This window comes from Mesorhizobium sp. B2-5-4 (assembly GCF_006441095.1).
Lineage (GTDB): Bacteria > Pseudomonadota > Alphaproteobacteria > Rhizobiales > Rhizobiaceae > Mesorhizobium > Mesorhizobium salmacidum.
Genome location: NZ_VFUR01000002.1, coordinates 1 through 14,141 on the forward strand (window position 1 = coordinate 1; position 14,141 = coordinate 14,141).

General features: G+C 63.9%; 14 protein-coding genes. 12 read left to right on the forward strand and 2 right to left on the reverse strand.

The window, feature by feature from the left end; all coding sequences use genetic code 11:
* The 8 genes from FJ492_RS02495 to FJ492_RS02530 form a co-directional block, all read left to right on the forward strand.
* On the forward strand, positions 1-258 hold a 258-nt coding region (locus FJ492_RS02495), incomplete at its 5' end, for a substrate-binding domain-containing protein (RefSeq protein WP_140768338.1).
* A 109-nt stretch (positions 259-367) separates the two neighbouring features.
* Positions 368-1,432 (forward strand): ABC transporter permease, encoded by a 1,065-nt coding sequence (locus FJ492_RS02500; protein WP_140768340.1) that lies wholly within the window; start codon positions 368-370, stop codon positions 1,430-1,432.
* Positions 1,433-1,434: 2 nt separating this feature from the next.
* Positions 1,435-2,202, forward strand: coding sequence for an ATP-binding cassette domain-containing protein (locus FJ492_RS02505; protein ID WP_023772158.1), 768 nt, complete (start codon positions 1,435-1,437; stop codon positions 2,200-2,202).
* A gap of 113 nt (positions 2,203-2,315) precedes the next feature.
* Positions 2,316-3,311, forward strand: coding sequence for an inositol 2-dehydrogenase (gene iolG / locus FJ492_RS02510; protein WP_140752790.1), 996 nt, complete (start codon positions 2,316-2,318; stop codon positions 3,309-3,311).
* A gap of 35 nt (positions 3,312-3,346) precedes the next feature.
* Positions 3,347-4,141, forward strand: a complete 795-nt coding sequence (locus tag FJ492_RS02515) for an SDR family oxidoreductase (protein WP_140768342.1) — start codon at positions 3,347-3,349, stop codon at positions 4,139-4,141.
* Between the two features lie 95 nt (positions 4,142-4,236).
* Positions 4,237-4,521 carry a type II toxin-antitoxin system prevent-host-death family antitoxin gene (locus FJ492_RS02520; protein ID WP_246673974.1) on the forward strand — a complete coding sequence of 95 codons (285 nt, stop codon included), beginning with the start codon at positions 4,237-4,239 and terminating at the stop codon, positions 4,519-4,521.
* Positions 4,518-4,940 (forward strand): type II toxin-antitoxin system VapC family toxin, encoded by a 423-nt coding sequence (locus FJ492_RS02525; RefSeq protein WP_140768344.1) that lies wholly within the window; start codon positions 4,518-4,520, stop codon positions 4,938-4,940. Before FJ492_RS02520 ends, FJ492_RS02525 begins: the two co-directional genes overlap by 4 nt.
* A 409-nt stretch (positions 4,941-5,349) precedes the next feature.
* Positions 5,350-6,441: a 3-deoxy-7-phosphoheptulonate synthase gene (locus tag FJ492_RS02530; protein WP_140768345.1), complete on the forward strand. Its 1,092-nt coding sequence runs from the start codon at positions 5,350-5,352 to the stop codon at positions 6,439-6,441.
* Positions 6,442-6,473: 32 nt separating this feature from the next.
* Here the strand turns inward: FJ492_RS02530 and FJ492_RS02535 are convergent, their stop codons facing one another.
* Positions 6,474-7,109: a LysE family translocator gene (locus FJ492_RS02535; RefSeq protein ID WP_140768347.1), complete on the reverse strand. Its 636-nt coding sequence runs from the start codon at positions 7,107-7,109 to the stop codon at positions 6,474-6,476.
* A gap of 128 nt (positions 7,110-7,237) precedes the next feature.
* On the opposite strand from FJ492_RS02535, the gene FJ492_RS02540 reads away from it, so the two are divergent.
* On the forward strand, positions 7,238-7,936 hold the full coding sequence (locus FJ492_RS02540; RefSeq protein WP_140768349.1) for a YafY family protein: 699 nt from the start codon (positions 7,238-7,240) through the stop codon (positions 7,934-7,936).
* 20 nt (positions 7,937-7,956) lie between these two features.
* On the opposite strand, the gene FJ492_RS02545 is transcribed toward FJ492_RS02540, so the two are convergent.
* Positions 7,957-9,066 (reverse strand): Gfo/Idh/MocA family oxidoreductase, encoded by a 1,110-nt coding sequence (locus tag FJ492_RS02545; protein WP_140768351.1) that lies wholly within the window; start codon positions 9,064-9,066, stop codon positions 7,957-7,959.
* A gap of 151 nt (positions 9,067-9,217) precedes the next feature.
* Here FJ492_RS02545 and FJ492_RS02550 point away from each other — a divergent pair, with 151 nt between their 5' ends.
* The 3 genes from FJ492_RS02550 (at position 9,218) to iolD (ending at position 14,043) form a co-directional block, all read left to right on the forward strand.
* Entirely contained in the window at positions 9,218-10,063 is an 846-nt protein-coding gene (locus FJ492_RS02550; RefSeq protein WP_140509589.1) for a MurR/RpiR family transcriptional regulator, read from the forward strand.
* 157 nt (positions 10,064-10,220) lie between these two features.
* Positions 10,221-12,155: a 5-dehydro-2-deoxygluconokinase gene (iolC, locus tag FJ492_RS02555; RefSeq protein WP_140768353.1), complete on the forward strand. Its 1,935-nt coding sequence runs from the start codon at positions 10,221-10,223 to the stop codon at positions 12,153-12,155.
* Positions 12,156-12,192: 37 nt separating this feature from the next.
* Entirely contained in the window at positions 12,193-14,043 is a 1,851-nt protein-coding gene (gene iolD, locus FJ492_RS02560; protein ID WP_140768355.1) for a 3D-(3,5/4)-trihydroxycyclohexane-1,2-dione acylhydrolase (decyclizing), read from the forward strand.
* The last annotated feature ends 98 nt before the right edge of the window (positions 14,044-14,141 follow it).

Genomic DNA, 14,141 nt, shown 5'->3' on the forward strand with positions numbered 1-14,141 from the left:
ATCCAGGCGATGAAGGCCGCCAACATCGACATGAAGGCAGTCGTCGTCGGCGGCGTCGACGCCACTCAGGACGCGCTTGCCGCCATGCAGGCCGGCGACCTCGACGTAACCGTGTTCCAGGATGCGGCCGGCCAGGGCGCCGGTGCGCTGGATGCGGCGCTCAAGCTGGCCAAGGGCGAGAAGGTCGAACACAAGGTCTATGTCCCGTTCCAGCTCGTCACCCCGGCAAACATCGACAAGTTCCTGAAGAAGAACTGAGCCGCGGACATACGGAGCGGCGCTCTCGCGCAAAGACAGCGCCGCTCCTCTTTCCCTCGGCGCCTGACAGCTGCTCGAGGAACGGCCGCGGCTGACGGAGGATAGAAGATTGGCACAGACATCTCACGGCGTCGGCGGGGTCAGCTATGATGCCAAGAAGCGCACATGGCCGGCTGAGTTCAACGTCTTCCTGGCGCTTGTCATCCTCGTCGTCGTCTTCGAACTGATCGGCCGCATCTTTCTCGGCGACAGCTTCCTGTTCAACACCCGCAGCGACGTCTCCGGCATCTTCAACGAGGCCCGCCTGCAGATCATCATCCTGCAGGTGGCGATCGTCGGCATCATCGCCATCGGCGTGACGCAGGTGATCATCACGGGCGGCATCGACCTGTCCTCGGGCTCGATCGTCGGCGCGACCGCCATGATCGCCATGAGCTTCGCCCAGGTCGCGACCGTCAACGGCAACCCGAATCCCAAGGCGATGTTCCTGGCGCAGGGCTGGACCGACCTGCCGGTGATCGTCCCGGTGCTGGTGGCGATCGGCTGCGGCCTGCTCGCCGGCTTCGTCAACGGCGCGCTGATCGCCTACACGCGCATTCCGCCCTTCATCGCCACGCTCGGCATGATGGTGACCGCGCGCGGCATCGCCAAATGGTGGTCCAAGGGCCAGCCGATCTCGTTCCCGACGGACAGTTTCGCCGCGATCGGCAAGGGCCTGATGCCCGTCATCATCTTCCTGTCGCTGGCGGTGCTGTTCCAGCTGATCATGACCTACACCAGGTATGGAAAGCATTGCTACGCGATCGGCTCCAATGAGGATGCCGCGCGCATGTCGGGCATCAAGATCGCCAACCACAAGATCCTTGTCTACGTCATCGCCGGCATTCTTGCCGCGCTCGCCGCCGTGGTGCTGTCCTCCAAGAACCTTACCGCCCAGGCCGGCATGGGCGTGATGTATGAACTCGACGCCATCGCCATGGCGGTCATCGGCGGCGTCTCGCTGTCGGGCGGCCGTGGCTCCATCATCGGCGCGCTGATCTTCGGCGTCATCATCTCCGGCTTCACCTTCCTGCGCCTCGACGCCTACTACCAGGAGATGGTCAAGGGCGTGATCATCGTCGGCGCGGTCGTTCTCGATCAGTGGCGCCAGCGCATGCGGGCATTGAGGGCTTGACCATGTCAGATATCGTCCTGAAGACCGAAAACCTGACCAAGCGCTATGGCGGCGTGCATGCGCTCGAAGGCGCCAACTTCGAGCTGCGCAAGGGCGAGCATGTCGCCATCATGGGCGACAACGGCGCCGGCAAGTCGACCTTCGTGCGCCAGATCACCGCCGTCGAGCAGCGGACCAGCGGCCAGGTCTGGTTCGACGGCAAGGAAGTGAATTTCGCCGGCCCGATCGAGGCGCGCGAGGCGGGCATCGAGACGGTGTTCCAGAATCTGGCGCTGGCCGACGATCTCGACGTGCCGTCGAACCTGTTTCTCGGCCGCGAAAAAGTACTGTTCAATCTCGGGCCGTTCTCCATCCTCGACCGCAAATACATGCGCAAGGCGACCGAGGCGGCGCTGGTGCGCACGGCGGTGAAGATCCCCAATCTGTCCAACACCATCCGCCATATGTCGGGCGGCCAGCGCCAGTGCGTGGCGATCGCCAGGACGGCGACCTTCGCCTCCAAGCTGATCATCATGGACGAGCCGACGGCAGCGCTTGGCGTGCAGGAGACCGCGCAGGTCGAAAACATCATCCGCACGCTGAAGGACAATGGCGAGCCGCTGATCCTGATCAGCCACAACATGCGTCAGGTGTTCGACCTTTGCGACCGCATCGTGGTGTTCCGGCGCGGCCGTATCGTCGCCAATCTGCGCAAGGAGAATACCGACGGGCAGGACATCGTATCGTACATCACCGGCGCCAAGACCGGCGAGGCGGAACTCGCGGCCTGAGGCCGGGCTCGGAGGCGACGGTCATCGCCTTCCCGTCGATCTGACTTGACCGGAAAATCATCTAGCGCCCATGACCGGCGTCCCGCTTCGAACCATCCCCAGAGGAAATTTCCATGACTGTTCGCTTCGCCCTCCTTGGTGCCGGCCGCATCGGCAAGGTCCACGCCCGCGCCGTCGGTTCCAACCCCCAGGCAAAACTGGTCGCCGTTGCCGACGCCTTCGAGAAGGCGGCGAGCGAATTGGCTGTTGCCTATGGCGCCGAGGTGCGGACCATCGACGCCATCGAAAAATCGAAAGATATTGACGCGGTCGTCATCTGCACGCCGACCGACACGCATGCCGATCTGATCGAGCGCTTCGCCAAGGCCGGCAAGGCCATCTTCTGCGAGAAGCCGATCGATCTCGACGTCAAGCGGGTCGAGGAGTGCCTGGCCGTGGTCGACAAGGCCAAGGCGACGCTGATGGTCGGCTTCAACAGGCGCTTCGACCCGCATTTCGCCGCCGTGCGCAAGGCGATCGACGACGGCGCCATCGGCACGGTCGAGATGGTCACCATCACGTCGCGCGATCCCGGCGCCCCGCCGCTCGACTACATCGCCCGCTCCGGCGGCATTTTCCGCGACATGACCATCCATGATTTCGACATGGCGCGCTTCCTGCTCGGCGAGGAGCCGGTCGCTGTCAGCGCCCACGCTTCGGTGCTTGTGGACAAAAAAATCGGCGAGGCCGGCGATTTCGACTCGGTCAGCGTCATCCTTGAAACCGCATCGGGCAAGCAGGCCGTCATCTCCAATTCGCGCCGCGCCACCTATGGCTACGACCAGCGCATCGAGGTGCATGGCTCCAAGGGCATGGTGGCGGCCGAGAATCAGCGGCCGGTGTCGATCGAGCTGGCCAACGAGAAGGGCTATACGCGCCCGCCGCTGCACGATTTCTTCATGACCCGCTACCTCGACGCCTACGCCAACGAGATCGCCGCCTTCATAACCGCGGCGACTTCAGGCAAGAAGGCGGCGCCGAGTGGCGCGGACGGCCTCGTGGCGCTCAGGCTGGCCGATGCGGCGCTGAAGTCTGCGACCACGGGCAAGACCGTCCGCTTGGACAAGTAAGAACGCATCCGGACCCAACGCACAGGAGCAGAGCGATGAGCGCATCCGCCGATCGCAATTCGAACACACGCGTCATCGTCACCGGCGGTGCGCAAGGCATCGGCTTTGCCGTCGCCGAAGCCCTGGCCGACGAGGGCTGCCGGGCGCTGGCGCTCATCGGCCGCTCGCAGGAAAAGGGTGACAAGGCAGTCGCCCATTTCAAGAAATCAGGCGTCGACGCCATTTTCATCAGCGCCGACGTTTCGAAGGTTGCCGACTGCAAGCGCGCGGTCGCCACCGCGCTCTCCCATTTCGGCGGCATCAACGCGCTGGTCAACGCCGCGGCCACCTCCGCGCGTGGCTCGCTGGTCGAGACATCGGAAGAGCTCTTCGACCAGATATTCGACACCAATGTGCGCGGCCCCTTCTTCCTGATGCAGGGCGTGGTGGCGCATCTCCTGGAGAAAAAGGCGCCCGGCTCGATCGTCAATGTGCTGTCGATGTCGGCGCATACCGGCCAGTCCTTCCTCACGCCCTATTCGACCAGCAAGGGCGCACTGATGACGCTGACCAAGAACGTCGCCAACGCCTATCGCTTCAACCGCATCCGCTGCAACGCCGTGCTGCCCGGCTGGATGGACACCGAGGGCGAGGACATCGTTCAGAAGAAATGGCACGGAGCAGCCGACGACTGGCTGGAGAAGGCCGAAGCGGCGCAGCCGATGGGCCAGTTGGTCAAGCCGGACCAGCTCGCGCGGCTGATCAGCTACATGGTCAGCCCGCAATCGGGCGTCATGACCGGATCGCTGGTCGACTACGACCAGAGCGTCGCGGGATCGTCGCCGGAATAGCGACAACCGAGTAGTCCACGTCCAGAAGCAGTTCTGCCAAGCGCCGGCCCCTGTTGCCGGCGCGTCGCTATTCCCATATAGTCAAGGTAGTCAGAATGGTCACGGGGATCGAAATGCTGTCTGCTTCCAAAGAAAGCACCAACTGGACAGTCGCGGGTGCAAAAGCCCGGCTCTCGGAGGTTATCGAGCGCGCGCAGTCGTCGCCTCAGACAATCACCAGAAACGGCAAACCAAGCGTGGTTGTGGTCTCGGCCGAGGAATGGCAGCGGAAGACCGCGCGCAAGGGTACGCTTGCGGAGTTTCTGCTGGAGTCGCCGCTGCGCGGCGCCGATCTCGACCTTGAACGTCAACGCGACGAACCGCGTGATCTGCCGTTGTGAGATTGCTGCTCGACACGAAGGTCCTGTCCGAGGTGACAAGGCCGTCGCCGGACGCACGCGTTTTGGATTGGCTGGACGGGCTTGATGAGGACCGCTCGTTCATCAGCGTCGTGTCGATCGCCGAGATCCGGCGCGGCGTCGCCCTCATGGATGAGGGCCGCAAACGCGAGGCGTTGGCCGAATGGCTCGCTCGGGACTTGCCGCAGCGCTTCGAGCAGAGGGTTCTTCCGGTGGACGAACTGGTTGCCTTGGCTTGGGGCGACCTGATGGGCCTTGCGAAACGTCGGGGTCGCGGTCTGTCGTCGATGGAGGGACTGATCGCAGCCACCGCGGTTGCGCAGGAGCTGACTTTGGCAACGCGCAACACCAGGGACTTCGAAGGCTTTGGAATTGAACTCTTCGATCCCTGGACCGCATGAGCCAGCATCGAGATTATCAAGGACATGAACGATCTCGACCAAAATCACGTCCTGCCAAATTTGGGCAGCACCAACTGGCTCCGGCGCGGCATCTGGTTCCCCCAGGGCCAGGAGCACATCGCAAACTGAAGCAATGCGTTGCCTCATCAAGCCGCGTGACAAACGCCCTCGCTTCCACTATATGAGCCGCATGATCAACCTGACCGCCACGTACTGGTACTTTAGGAGCTCGCTGGCGGCGGGAGGATTGCGCTCGATCTGAAGATTGCAGCAACAAGATCCGAACAGCCGCCAGACCTGGCGGCTTTTTTGTTTCAGCCGGCAGGTTCCCAAACGTAGTTTTACGCAATTCCGGACGGAAAACCGCTACGCACTTTTCCTGGAATTGCTCTAACAGGAGCAGAAAGCCGTGTTGACTACCACAGACGACCTTCGGGTCAAGGAACTTAGACTGCTGAGCACGCCGGAAGAGGTGATGCGCGAGATACCGCGCTCACTGACGGCGACACGCACCGTTGCCGCCTCGCGCAACGCCATCCATTCCATCCTGACAGGGGCCGACGATCGACTTATTGTCATCGTCGGCCCCTGTTCCATCCACGATCCGGTCGCGGCCGTTGACTATGCCAGCCGTCTGGCGGCGCTGCGTGAGGCCCTGGCCGACCGGCTCGAGATCGTGATGCGCGTCTATTTCGAAAAGCCGCGCACGACGATCGGCTGGAAAGGCCTGATCAACGATCCCGACCTCGACGGCAGCTTCAACATCGACAAGGGGCTGCGGATGGCGCGCAACGTGCTTTCGGCCGTCAACAATCTCGGCCTGCCGGCGGCGACCGAATTCCTCGACATGACGACGCCGCAATACATTGCCGACCTCGTCGCCTGGGGCGCCGTCGGCGCGCGCACGACCGAGAGCCAGATCCATCGTGAGCTGGCCTCCGGCCTCTCCTGCCCGGTCGGCTTCAAGAACGGCACCGACGGCAATCTCAGGATCGCCGGCGAGGCGGTGAAGTCGGCCGCCCAGCCGCATCATTTCATGGCTGTGACCAAGGGCGGACGCAGCGCCATCGCGGCGACGACGGGCAACGAGGATTGCCATGTCATCCTGCGCGGCGGTGTTCAGCCCAACTATGACGCGGCAAGCGTCGAGGCCGCATCCTTGGAACTCGCCCGCATCGGCATCGCGCCCCGTCTGATGATCGACGTCAGCCACGCCAATTCAGCCAAGAAGCCCGAGAATCAGCCGAAAGTGGCGGCCGATGTCGCGGGCCAGGTGGCGGCGGGCGACGAGCGCATCATCGGCGTCATGATCGAGAGCAATCTCGTCGCCGGCCGGCAGGATGTCGTGGCCGGCAAGCCGCTGGTCTACGGCCAGAGCATCACTGATGGCTGCATCGACTGGGCGACAACCGAGACTGTGCTGCACGGTCTTGCCGGTGCCGTCGAATGGCGCCGCTCGGCCCGCCGCGCCATGCTGGTCAGCCGGCAAGGGGCAGCCTGATACGACGGTGATAAGGGCGGCGCCAACCGGAATTACGCCGCCCTCAAGCCTTCCCATGCAGTGAACACGGAGACCGCAAACAGCAGCAGCCCGGCCGCCCGGCCGGCGAATGCTGTCGCTCGCGGATTGGCGACCAACAGCTTGCGGCTGCGGCCGGCTGATATTGCGAGCCCGCCATAGATCGCGGCCTGCGTCAGCACGGTCAGCAGGCCCATGGTCGTCGCCTGCATCCAGATCGGACCGTAGTGCGGTTTCAGGAACTGCGGGTAGACAGCCAAGACGAAGAGATAGGCCTTGGGATTGATCAGGCAGGTCACGAAACCTTGGCGAAACGCCTTCCATGCGGAACGGCTGCCGGCTGGCCCGTCATGGCCGACGGTGATCGAGCTGCGCATCAGCGTGAGGCCGATGAATGCCATGTAGGCGGCGCCGGCAAGCAGCAGTGGCTTGAACAGGATCGGCACGAAATGCATGAGCAGGCCGACGCCGATAGCGCCGTTCAGCGTGTGCACCATGCCGCCGACCATGATGCCGCCGGTCGCCGCCAGGCCCCTGTCGCGCCCACCGGTCAGCGCATTGGCAAGCACGAACAGCATGTCCATGCCTGGAACGGCGATGATGCCGAACAGGAGAAGAAAGAAAAGCCAGAGATTTTCCGCATAGCTCATGTCAGTTGCCTGTCGCCTCCCGCCGGCGCGCCGCCAAGGAATTTGTTGATTTTCAAGCCGATGGGCGATCCTATAGATCGAGCCAACTGACGATGGTGTGTCAGTTGTGATCGCAGCCGGTGAAAAAAATGCGCAAGGCATCGCGCCTGTTCGAGATCATTCAGATCCTGCGGCTGGCCAGCCGGCCGGTGACGGCGGCAATGATTGCCGGGCAGCTGGAAGTGACGATACGCTCGATCTACCGCGACATCGCGGCACTGCAGGCCATGCGTGTCCCGATCGAGGGCGGCCGTGGCGTCGGCTACATACTGCGCCCCGGTTTCGACCTGCCGCCGCTGATGTTCTCGATCGAGGAGATGGAGGCGATCGTGCTGTCGCTGGCGCTGCTGGAGCGCACCGGAGACGACGAACTCAAGCAGGCGGCCAAGCGCGTCAGCGCCAAGATCGCCGGCGCGGTGCCGCCGCCCTTGCGTCAGACGCTCGAGGCCAATGCATTGCACGCCTGGGGCTTCGCCGCACCGTCCGCCGGCACGATCGACCTTGCGCTGGTGCGCCGCGCCATCCGCGACGAGGAAAAGCTCGATCTTTCCTACCGCGACGAACTCGGCCGTGCCTCCGAGCGCCTGATTCGTCCGATCGCGCTGATCTATTACGCCGAGACCGCCAACATCGTAGCTTGGTGCGAACTGCGCCAGGCAATCCGCAATTTCCGCAGCGACCGCATCGAGGATTGCCAGCCGACCGGCCTACGCTTCAAGGGCGAAGGCGATAGGTTGCGGCAGGTGTGGATCAATGGGTGGGAAGTCAATGCAGCGGCCGCCGGCTAAGGCGACCAGCGCAGTGAACCCTACCTTACATCCACCCAGCGCTTTTCCTCATAAGAACGCGCCATCGCATGCACGGTGCGCTCGATCTCCAGCCCTTCGGCGAACTCGATGAGCCGGGCCGGCTTGCCGGCAAGCCGCGTCAGCAATTCATGGCATTCGATGATCTTGAGGTCGTTGAAGCCGAGGCTGTGGCCGGGCGCCGGTACGAAAAGGTCGTAGGGCCTGTGCTGCGGCGCCACCAATATGGTGCGATAGCCCTGTTCGGTCGGCCGGTCCGATGTGAGGTAGAGCTGGAATTCGTTCATCCGCTCCTGGTCGAACAGGATCGATCCCTTGGAGCCGAAGATCTGGATGGCGATGCGGCCCTTGCGGCCCCAGGCCGAGCGGTTGACCTGCAGCGTGCCGGCAACGCCGTTTTCCAGATGCATCAGCACGCTGGCGATATCGTAGGTCTCGACCGCGCGGCGCCCGCCGGCCGCCAGCTTACGGTCGGCATAGGGCTTGGCCATGTCGCAGATGACGCTGGCGACGCGGCCGAACAGCGCCGTGACCAGCGACAGCGGATGCACGGCGAAATCGTCGAGCGCACCGTAGCCGGAAGACGCCTCGTGCTTCCAGAAGAACAGCGCCTCGGGATCGGCCATGAAATCCTCATCCATCTCGATGCGCAGATGGTTGACCTCGCCGATGATCTTCTCGTCGAGCAGCGCGCCGATGTGACGGATGGCCGGGCTCTGAATGTAGTTGTAGCCAAGCGCCGCGACCTTGCCTGATTTCTTGGCCGCGGCTGCCATCGCCTCGGCTTCGGCAAAGCTCGGGGCCATCGGCTTTTCGCACCACAGATGCTTGCCGGCTTCGAGGACGGCGATGGCCATCTCCGGATGAAACTGGTTGGGCGTGGTGAGCGAGACGATATCGACTTCGGGATCATTGATCACGGCGCGCCAGTCGCCGGAGGCCTTGGCGAAGCCGAACTCGCCGGCCTTGCACCTAGCGAGATCCTCGTTGATCTCGCCGAGATGGACGAGCCTTGGCTTGGTCGCGTCGGGAAAGACCGCACCGACCGCACTCCACGCGATGGCGTGGCATTTGCCCATGAAGCCCGTGCCGATAAGACCTACGCCGACCATTTTTCGTTCCTCCGCTGCCATGAATGCTGCGCGGATGAATTAGTCCATTTTCTCCAGGAATGGAATGTCTGCCTCATTTTTTATGGCGTTCTTGCGCAGGCCCGCTATGATGGGGCAGAGAGAGCTTCCAGACAGCCTGAACAGAGCGACGATGGACGAACAGGTACCTCGCGACTTCGAGACGCTGCGCGCCACCATTCTGGATCGGCGCGAGAGCTTGCCCAAGCGCATCGCCCAGATCGCCGCCTATGCGCTCGACAATCCCGACGATATCGCCTTCGGCACCGCCGCCAGCATCGCCGCTTCGGCCGGCGTGCAGCCCTCGACCCTGATCCGCTTTGCCCAGCAACTCGGTTTCGACGGTTTTACCAGCCTGCAGCAGGTGTTCCGCGAGCGGCTGCGCGAGCGCAACTCCTCCTATGACGAGCGGCTGCAAGCGCTGCGCGCCAAGGCCGAGGGCGGCGCCGGTCACCGGGCGATCTTCGACGGCTTCATCGCCGCCGCCAGCACCTCGCTCAACGATATTTCCCGCACGCTGGATGACACGCATCTTGAAGACGCGATTTCGCTGCTGGCAAAGGCGCAGACCATCTATGTCTTGGCCAAGCGGCGCTCCTATCCCGTGGCGAGTTATATCGCCTATGCGCTCGGTAAGCTGAAGATCCGCAACCAGCTGATCGAATCGGCCGCCGGCCTGAATGCCGAGATGGTCGGCTTCGCCACGCCGGCGGACGCCGTCATCGCCATCAGCTTCTCGCCCTACGCGCCGGCCACGATCGAGGAGGCGCGCGCCATTGCCGAGCAAGGGGTGCCGATCGTTGCCATCACCGACAGCTCATTCTCGCCGCTCGCCCAGTTCGCCAGGGTCTGGTTCGAGGTTGCCGAGGCGGATTTCGCCGGCTTCCGCTCGCTGTCGGCGACAATGGCGCTGGCCATGGCGCTGACCGTCGGCGTCGGCGAGAAGCGGCGCGACGCGACGCGCAAGCGCAAGGCTTGATCGAGCATCCCATCAAGGCAATTTTAGCCCAGGGAATGCTCATTCCATATTGACTATGGATTGGAATTATTATTTCATATTGTCGGCGCCACGCTGCCGCTCGCGCGTGTTACCCAAACAATGTTGTCCATGACGACAAGACCGACGGGAGGTTCCAATGAGCGAAGCCGTGGACGCAAGACAGGCGCCGCTCGACGTCATCACCATCGGCCGCGCGTCCGTCGACCTCTATGGCCAGCAGATCGGCTCGCGGCTTGAGGACATCACCTCTTTCGCCAAGTCGGTCGGCGGCTGCCCGGCCAACATCTCGGTCGGCACGGCGCGCCTCGGGTTGCGCTCGGCACTGCTGACGCGTGTCGGCGACGAGCAGATGGGCCGCTTCATCCGCGAACAGCTGAAGCGCGAAGGCGTCAATGTCGACGGGCTGAAGACCGACAAGGAGCGGCTGACCGCGCTGGTGCTGCTTTCGGTCGAGAGCGAAGGCGTTTCGCCGATGATCTTCTACCGTTCCGACTGCGCCGACATGGCGCTGGCCGAAGAGGACATCGACGAGGCGTTTATTTCCTCGGCCCGCGCGATCGTCGTCACCGGAACGCACTTTTCCCGCCCCAACAGTGACGCCGCCCAGCGCAAGGCCATCCGCATCATGAAGGCCAGGGGCGGCAAGGTGGTCTTCGACATCGACTACCGGCCGAACCTGTGGGGTCTCGCCGGCCACGCCGAGGGCTTTGAGCGTTATGTCAAATCGGACCGGGTCTCGGCCCAGTTGAAGACGGTGCTGCCCGATTGCGATCTCATCGTCGGCACCGAGGAAGAGATCATGATCGCGTCCAGCGCCGACGACTGCCTGAGCGCGCTGAAGGCGATCCGCGCCCTGTCCTCGGCCACCATCGTCTTGAAGCGCGGCGCCATGGGCTGCATCGTCTATGACGGGCCGATCAGCGACGATCTCGAGGACGGCATCGTCGGCGAGGGTTTCCCGATCGAGATCTACAACGTGCTGGGCGCCGGTGACGCCTTCATGTCGGGCTTGCTGCGTGGCTGGCTCGGCGGCGAAAGCTTCGCCACCGCGGCGACCTGGGCCAATGCGTGCGGCGCCTTCGCCGTGTCGCGGCTGCTCTGCGCGCCGGAATATCCGACCTTCGAGGAGCTGCAGTTCTTCCTCAGGAACGGCAGCAAGCATCGCGCGCTGCGCAAGGACGAGGCGATCAACCACATCCATTGGGCGACGACACGCCGGCGCGGCATCCCGTCGCTGATGGCGCTTGCCTGCGATCACCGTGTGCAACTCGAGGATGTAGCGGCCAAGACCGGCGCCGATCCGGCGCGCATACGCGACTTCAAGGTGCTGGCGGTCAAGGCAGCGGCCAAGGTCGCCGCCGGCCGCGACGGCTATGGCATGCTGATCGACGAGAAACACGGCCGCGAGGCGATGTTCGAGTTCGCCCGGCATTCCTTCGCCTGGCTTGGACGCCCGGTGGAACTGCCGGGCTCGCGGCCGCTGCGCTTCGAATTCTCCCAGGACATCGGCTCGCAACTCACCGAATGGCCGGTCGATCACTGCATCAAGTGCCTGTGCTTCTACCATCCGGACGATCCGGCGGCCTTGAAGGAAGAACAGCAGCAGAAGCTGCGCGCGCTGTTCGAGGCCGCACGCAAAGTCGGCCGGGAACTTCTGATCGAGATCATCGCCGGCAAGCATGGCAAGCTCGACGATACGACGATCCCGCGCGCGCTGGAGGAACTCTATGCGCTCGGCATCAAGCCGGACTGGTGGAAGCTCGAACCGCAGGCGTCGAGCGGCGCCTGGGCCAGGATCGAGGCGGTGATCCTGAAGCACGATCCCCGGTGCCGAGGCATCGTACTGCTTGGCCTGGAAGCGCCGCAGGACGAACTGGAAGCGGCGTTCGCCGCCACCGCCAAGGCGCCCATCGTGAAAGGCTTTGCCGTCGGCCGCACCATCTTCGTCCACGCCGCCGAACAATGGCTGGCCAGCAAGATGTCGGATGAGGAGGCTGTCGCCGACATGGCGTCGCGCTTCGAACAACTGACCGAAGCGTGGCTTGCCGCGCGCGGCCGCAAGGCGGCATAACAAGGCGCTGCATAAGGACTGCGGAGGAAAAACCGATATGACCAAGACAATCCGCCTGACGATGGCGCAGGCGCTGACCCGCTTCCTGTCCCACCAGATGACCGACATCGACCGCAAAAAGGTGCCGATTTTTGGTGGCGTCTGGGCGATCTTCGGCCATGGCAATGTCGCCGGCATCGGCGAAGCGCTCTACCAGGTGCGCGACCAACTGCCGACCTTTCGCGCCCATAACGAACAGGCGATGGCGCATGCGGCGATCGCCTATGGCAAGGCCAACTTCCGCCGTCGCTTCATGGCTGCGACCTCTTCGATCGGCCCCGGCGCGCTGAACATGGTGACGGCGGCAGCACTTGCCCACGTAAACAGGTTGCCCGTCCTGTTTTTGCCGGGCGATGTCTTCGCCAACCGCATTCCCGACCCCGTGCTGCAGCAGGCCGAGGATTTTTCCGACGGCACGGCGACGGTCAACGACTGCTTCCGGCCGGTGTCGCGCTATTTCGACCGCATCACGCGGCCGGAACAGATCATCCCGGCGCTCAATCGCGCCATGCAGGTGCTGACCGACCCGGCCGATTGCGGCCCGGTGACGCTTTCGCTCTGCCAGGATGTACAGGCCGAGGCCTATGACTATCCCGAGAGCTTCTTTGCCGAGCGGATCTGGCGCCAGCGGCGGCCGCGTCCGGACCGTGGCGAACTGGCGGCCGCGGTCGCGGCACTCAAGGGCGCCAGGAAGCCATTGATCATCGCCGGCGGCGGCGTTCTCTATTCGCAGGCTTCCGATGAACTGGCCAAATTCGCGCAAGGCGCGGGCATTCCGGTCTGCGAGACGCAAGGCGGCAAGTCCTCGCTGCCGGACGATCACAAGCTCAACATGGCGGCGGTTGGCGTCACCGGCACCTCGGCCGCCAACCGGCTGGCGGAAGAGGCCGATGTGGTGCTTGCCATCGGCACGCGGCTGCAGGACTTCACCACCGGCTCGTGGGCGCTGTTCAAGAAGTCCGGCAAGACCATCATCGGGCTCAACGTGCAGCCTTTCGATGCCGGCAAACACCGGGCGCTGCCGCTGGTCGCCGACGCGGCCGAAGGGCTCGCCGAACTCGCCGCCGCGCTGCAAGGCTGGAAGGCGCCTGAGGCCTGGACCGACAATGCGGTCACCGGCAAGAAAGCCTGGCAGGCCGACGCGGCCAAGGTGACGGCCTCGACCAATGCCGCTTTCCCCTCAGACGCGCAGGTGATCGGCGCCGTGCAGCGCGCCATGGGCTCCGGCGTGACGCTGCTGCATGCCGCAGGCGGCCTTCCCGGCGAATTGCACAAGCTCTGGCAAGCGGGCGCGCCCGGCTCCTACCATGCCGAATACGGCTTCTCGACCATGGGCTACGAAATCGCCGGCGGGCTCGGCACCAAGATGGCCAAGCCCGACGATGAGGTCGTGGTCATGATCGGCGACGGCTCCTATCTGATGCTGAATTCCGAGATCGCCACCTCGGTGATGCTTGGCCTCAAGCTCACCATCGTGCTGCTCGACAACAGGGGTTTTGGCTGCATCAACCGGCTGCAGATGGCGACCGGCGGCGCCAACTTCAACAATCTCCTGAAGGACTCGCGCCACGATATTTTGCCCGACATCGACTTCGCCGCGCATGCGGCGAGCATGGGGGCGATCGCCGAGAAGGTGCCGTCCATCGCCGAGCTGGAAAACGCGCTGCAGAAGGCCAAGAAGAACGACCGCACCACCGTGCTGGTCATCGACACCGATCCGCTGGTTTCCACCGACGCCGGCGGCCATTGGTGGGACGTGGCGGTGCCGGAAGTGTCCGCCCGCAGCCAGGTCAACGCGGCGCGCAAGGTCTATGATGAGAAACGGCAGATGCAGACCATCGGCGATTGATGTCGGCGCCGAGGCTCCTCCCTTCTCCCGTTTACCGGGAGAAGGTGCCGGCAGGCGGATGAGGGCGGCTCCAACGAACAAGAAACTGTTTTAGCACC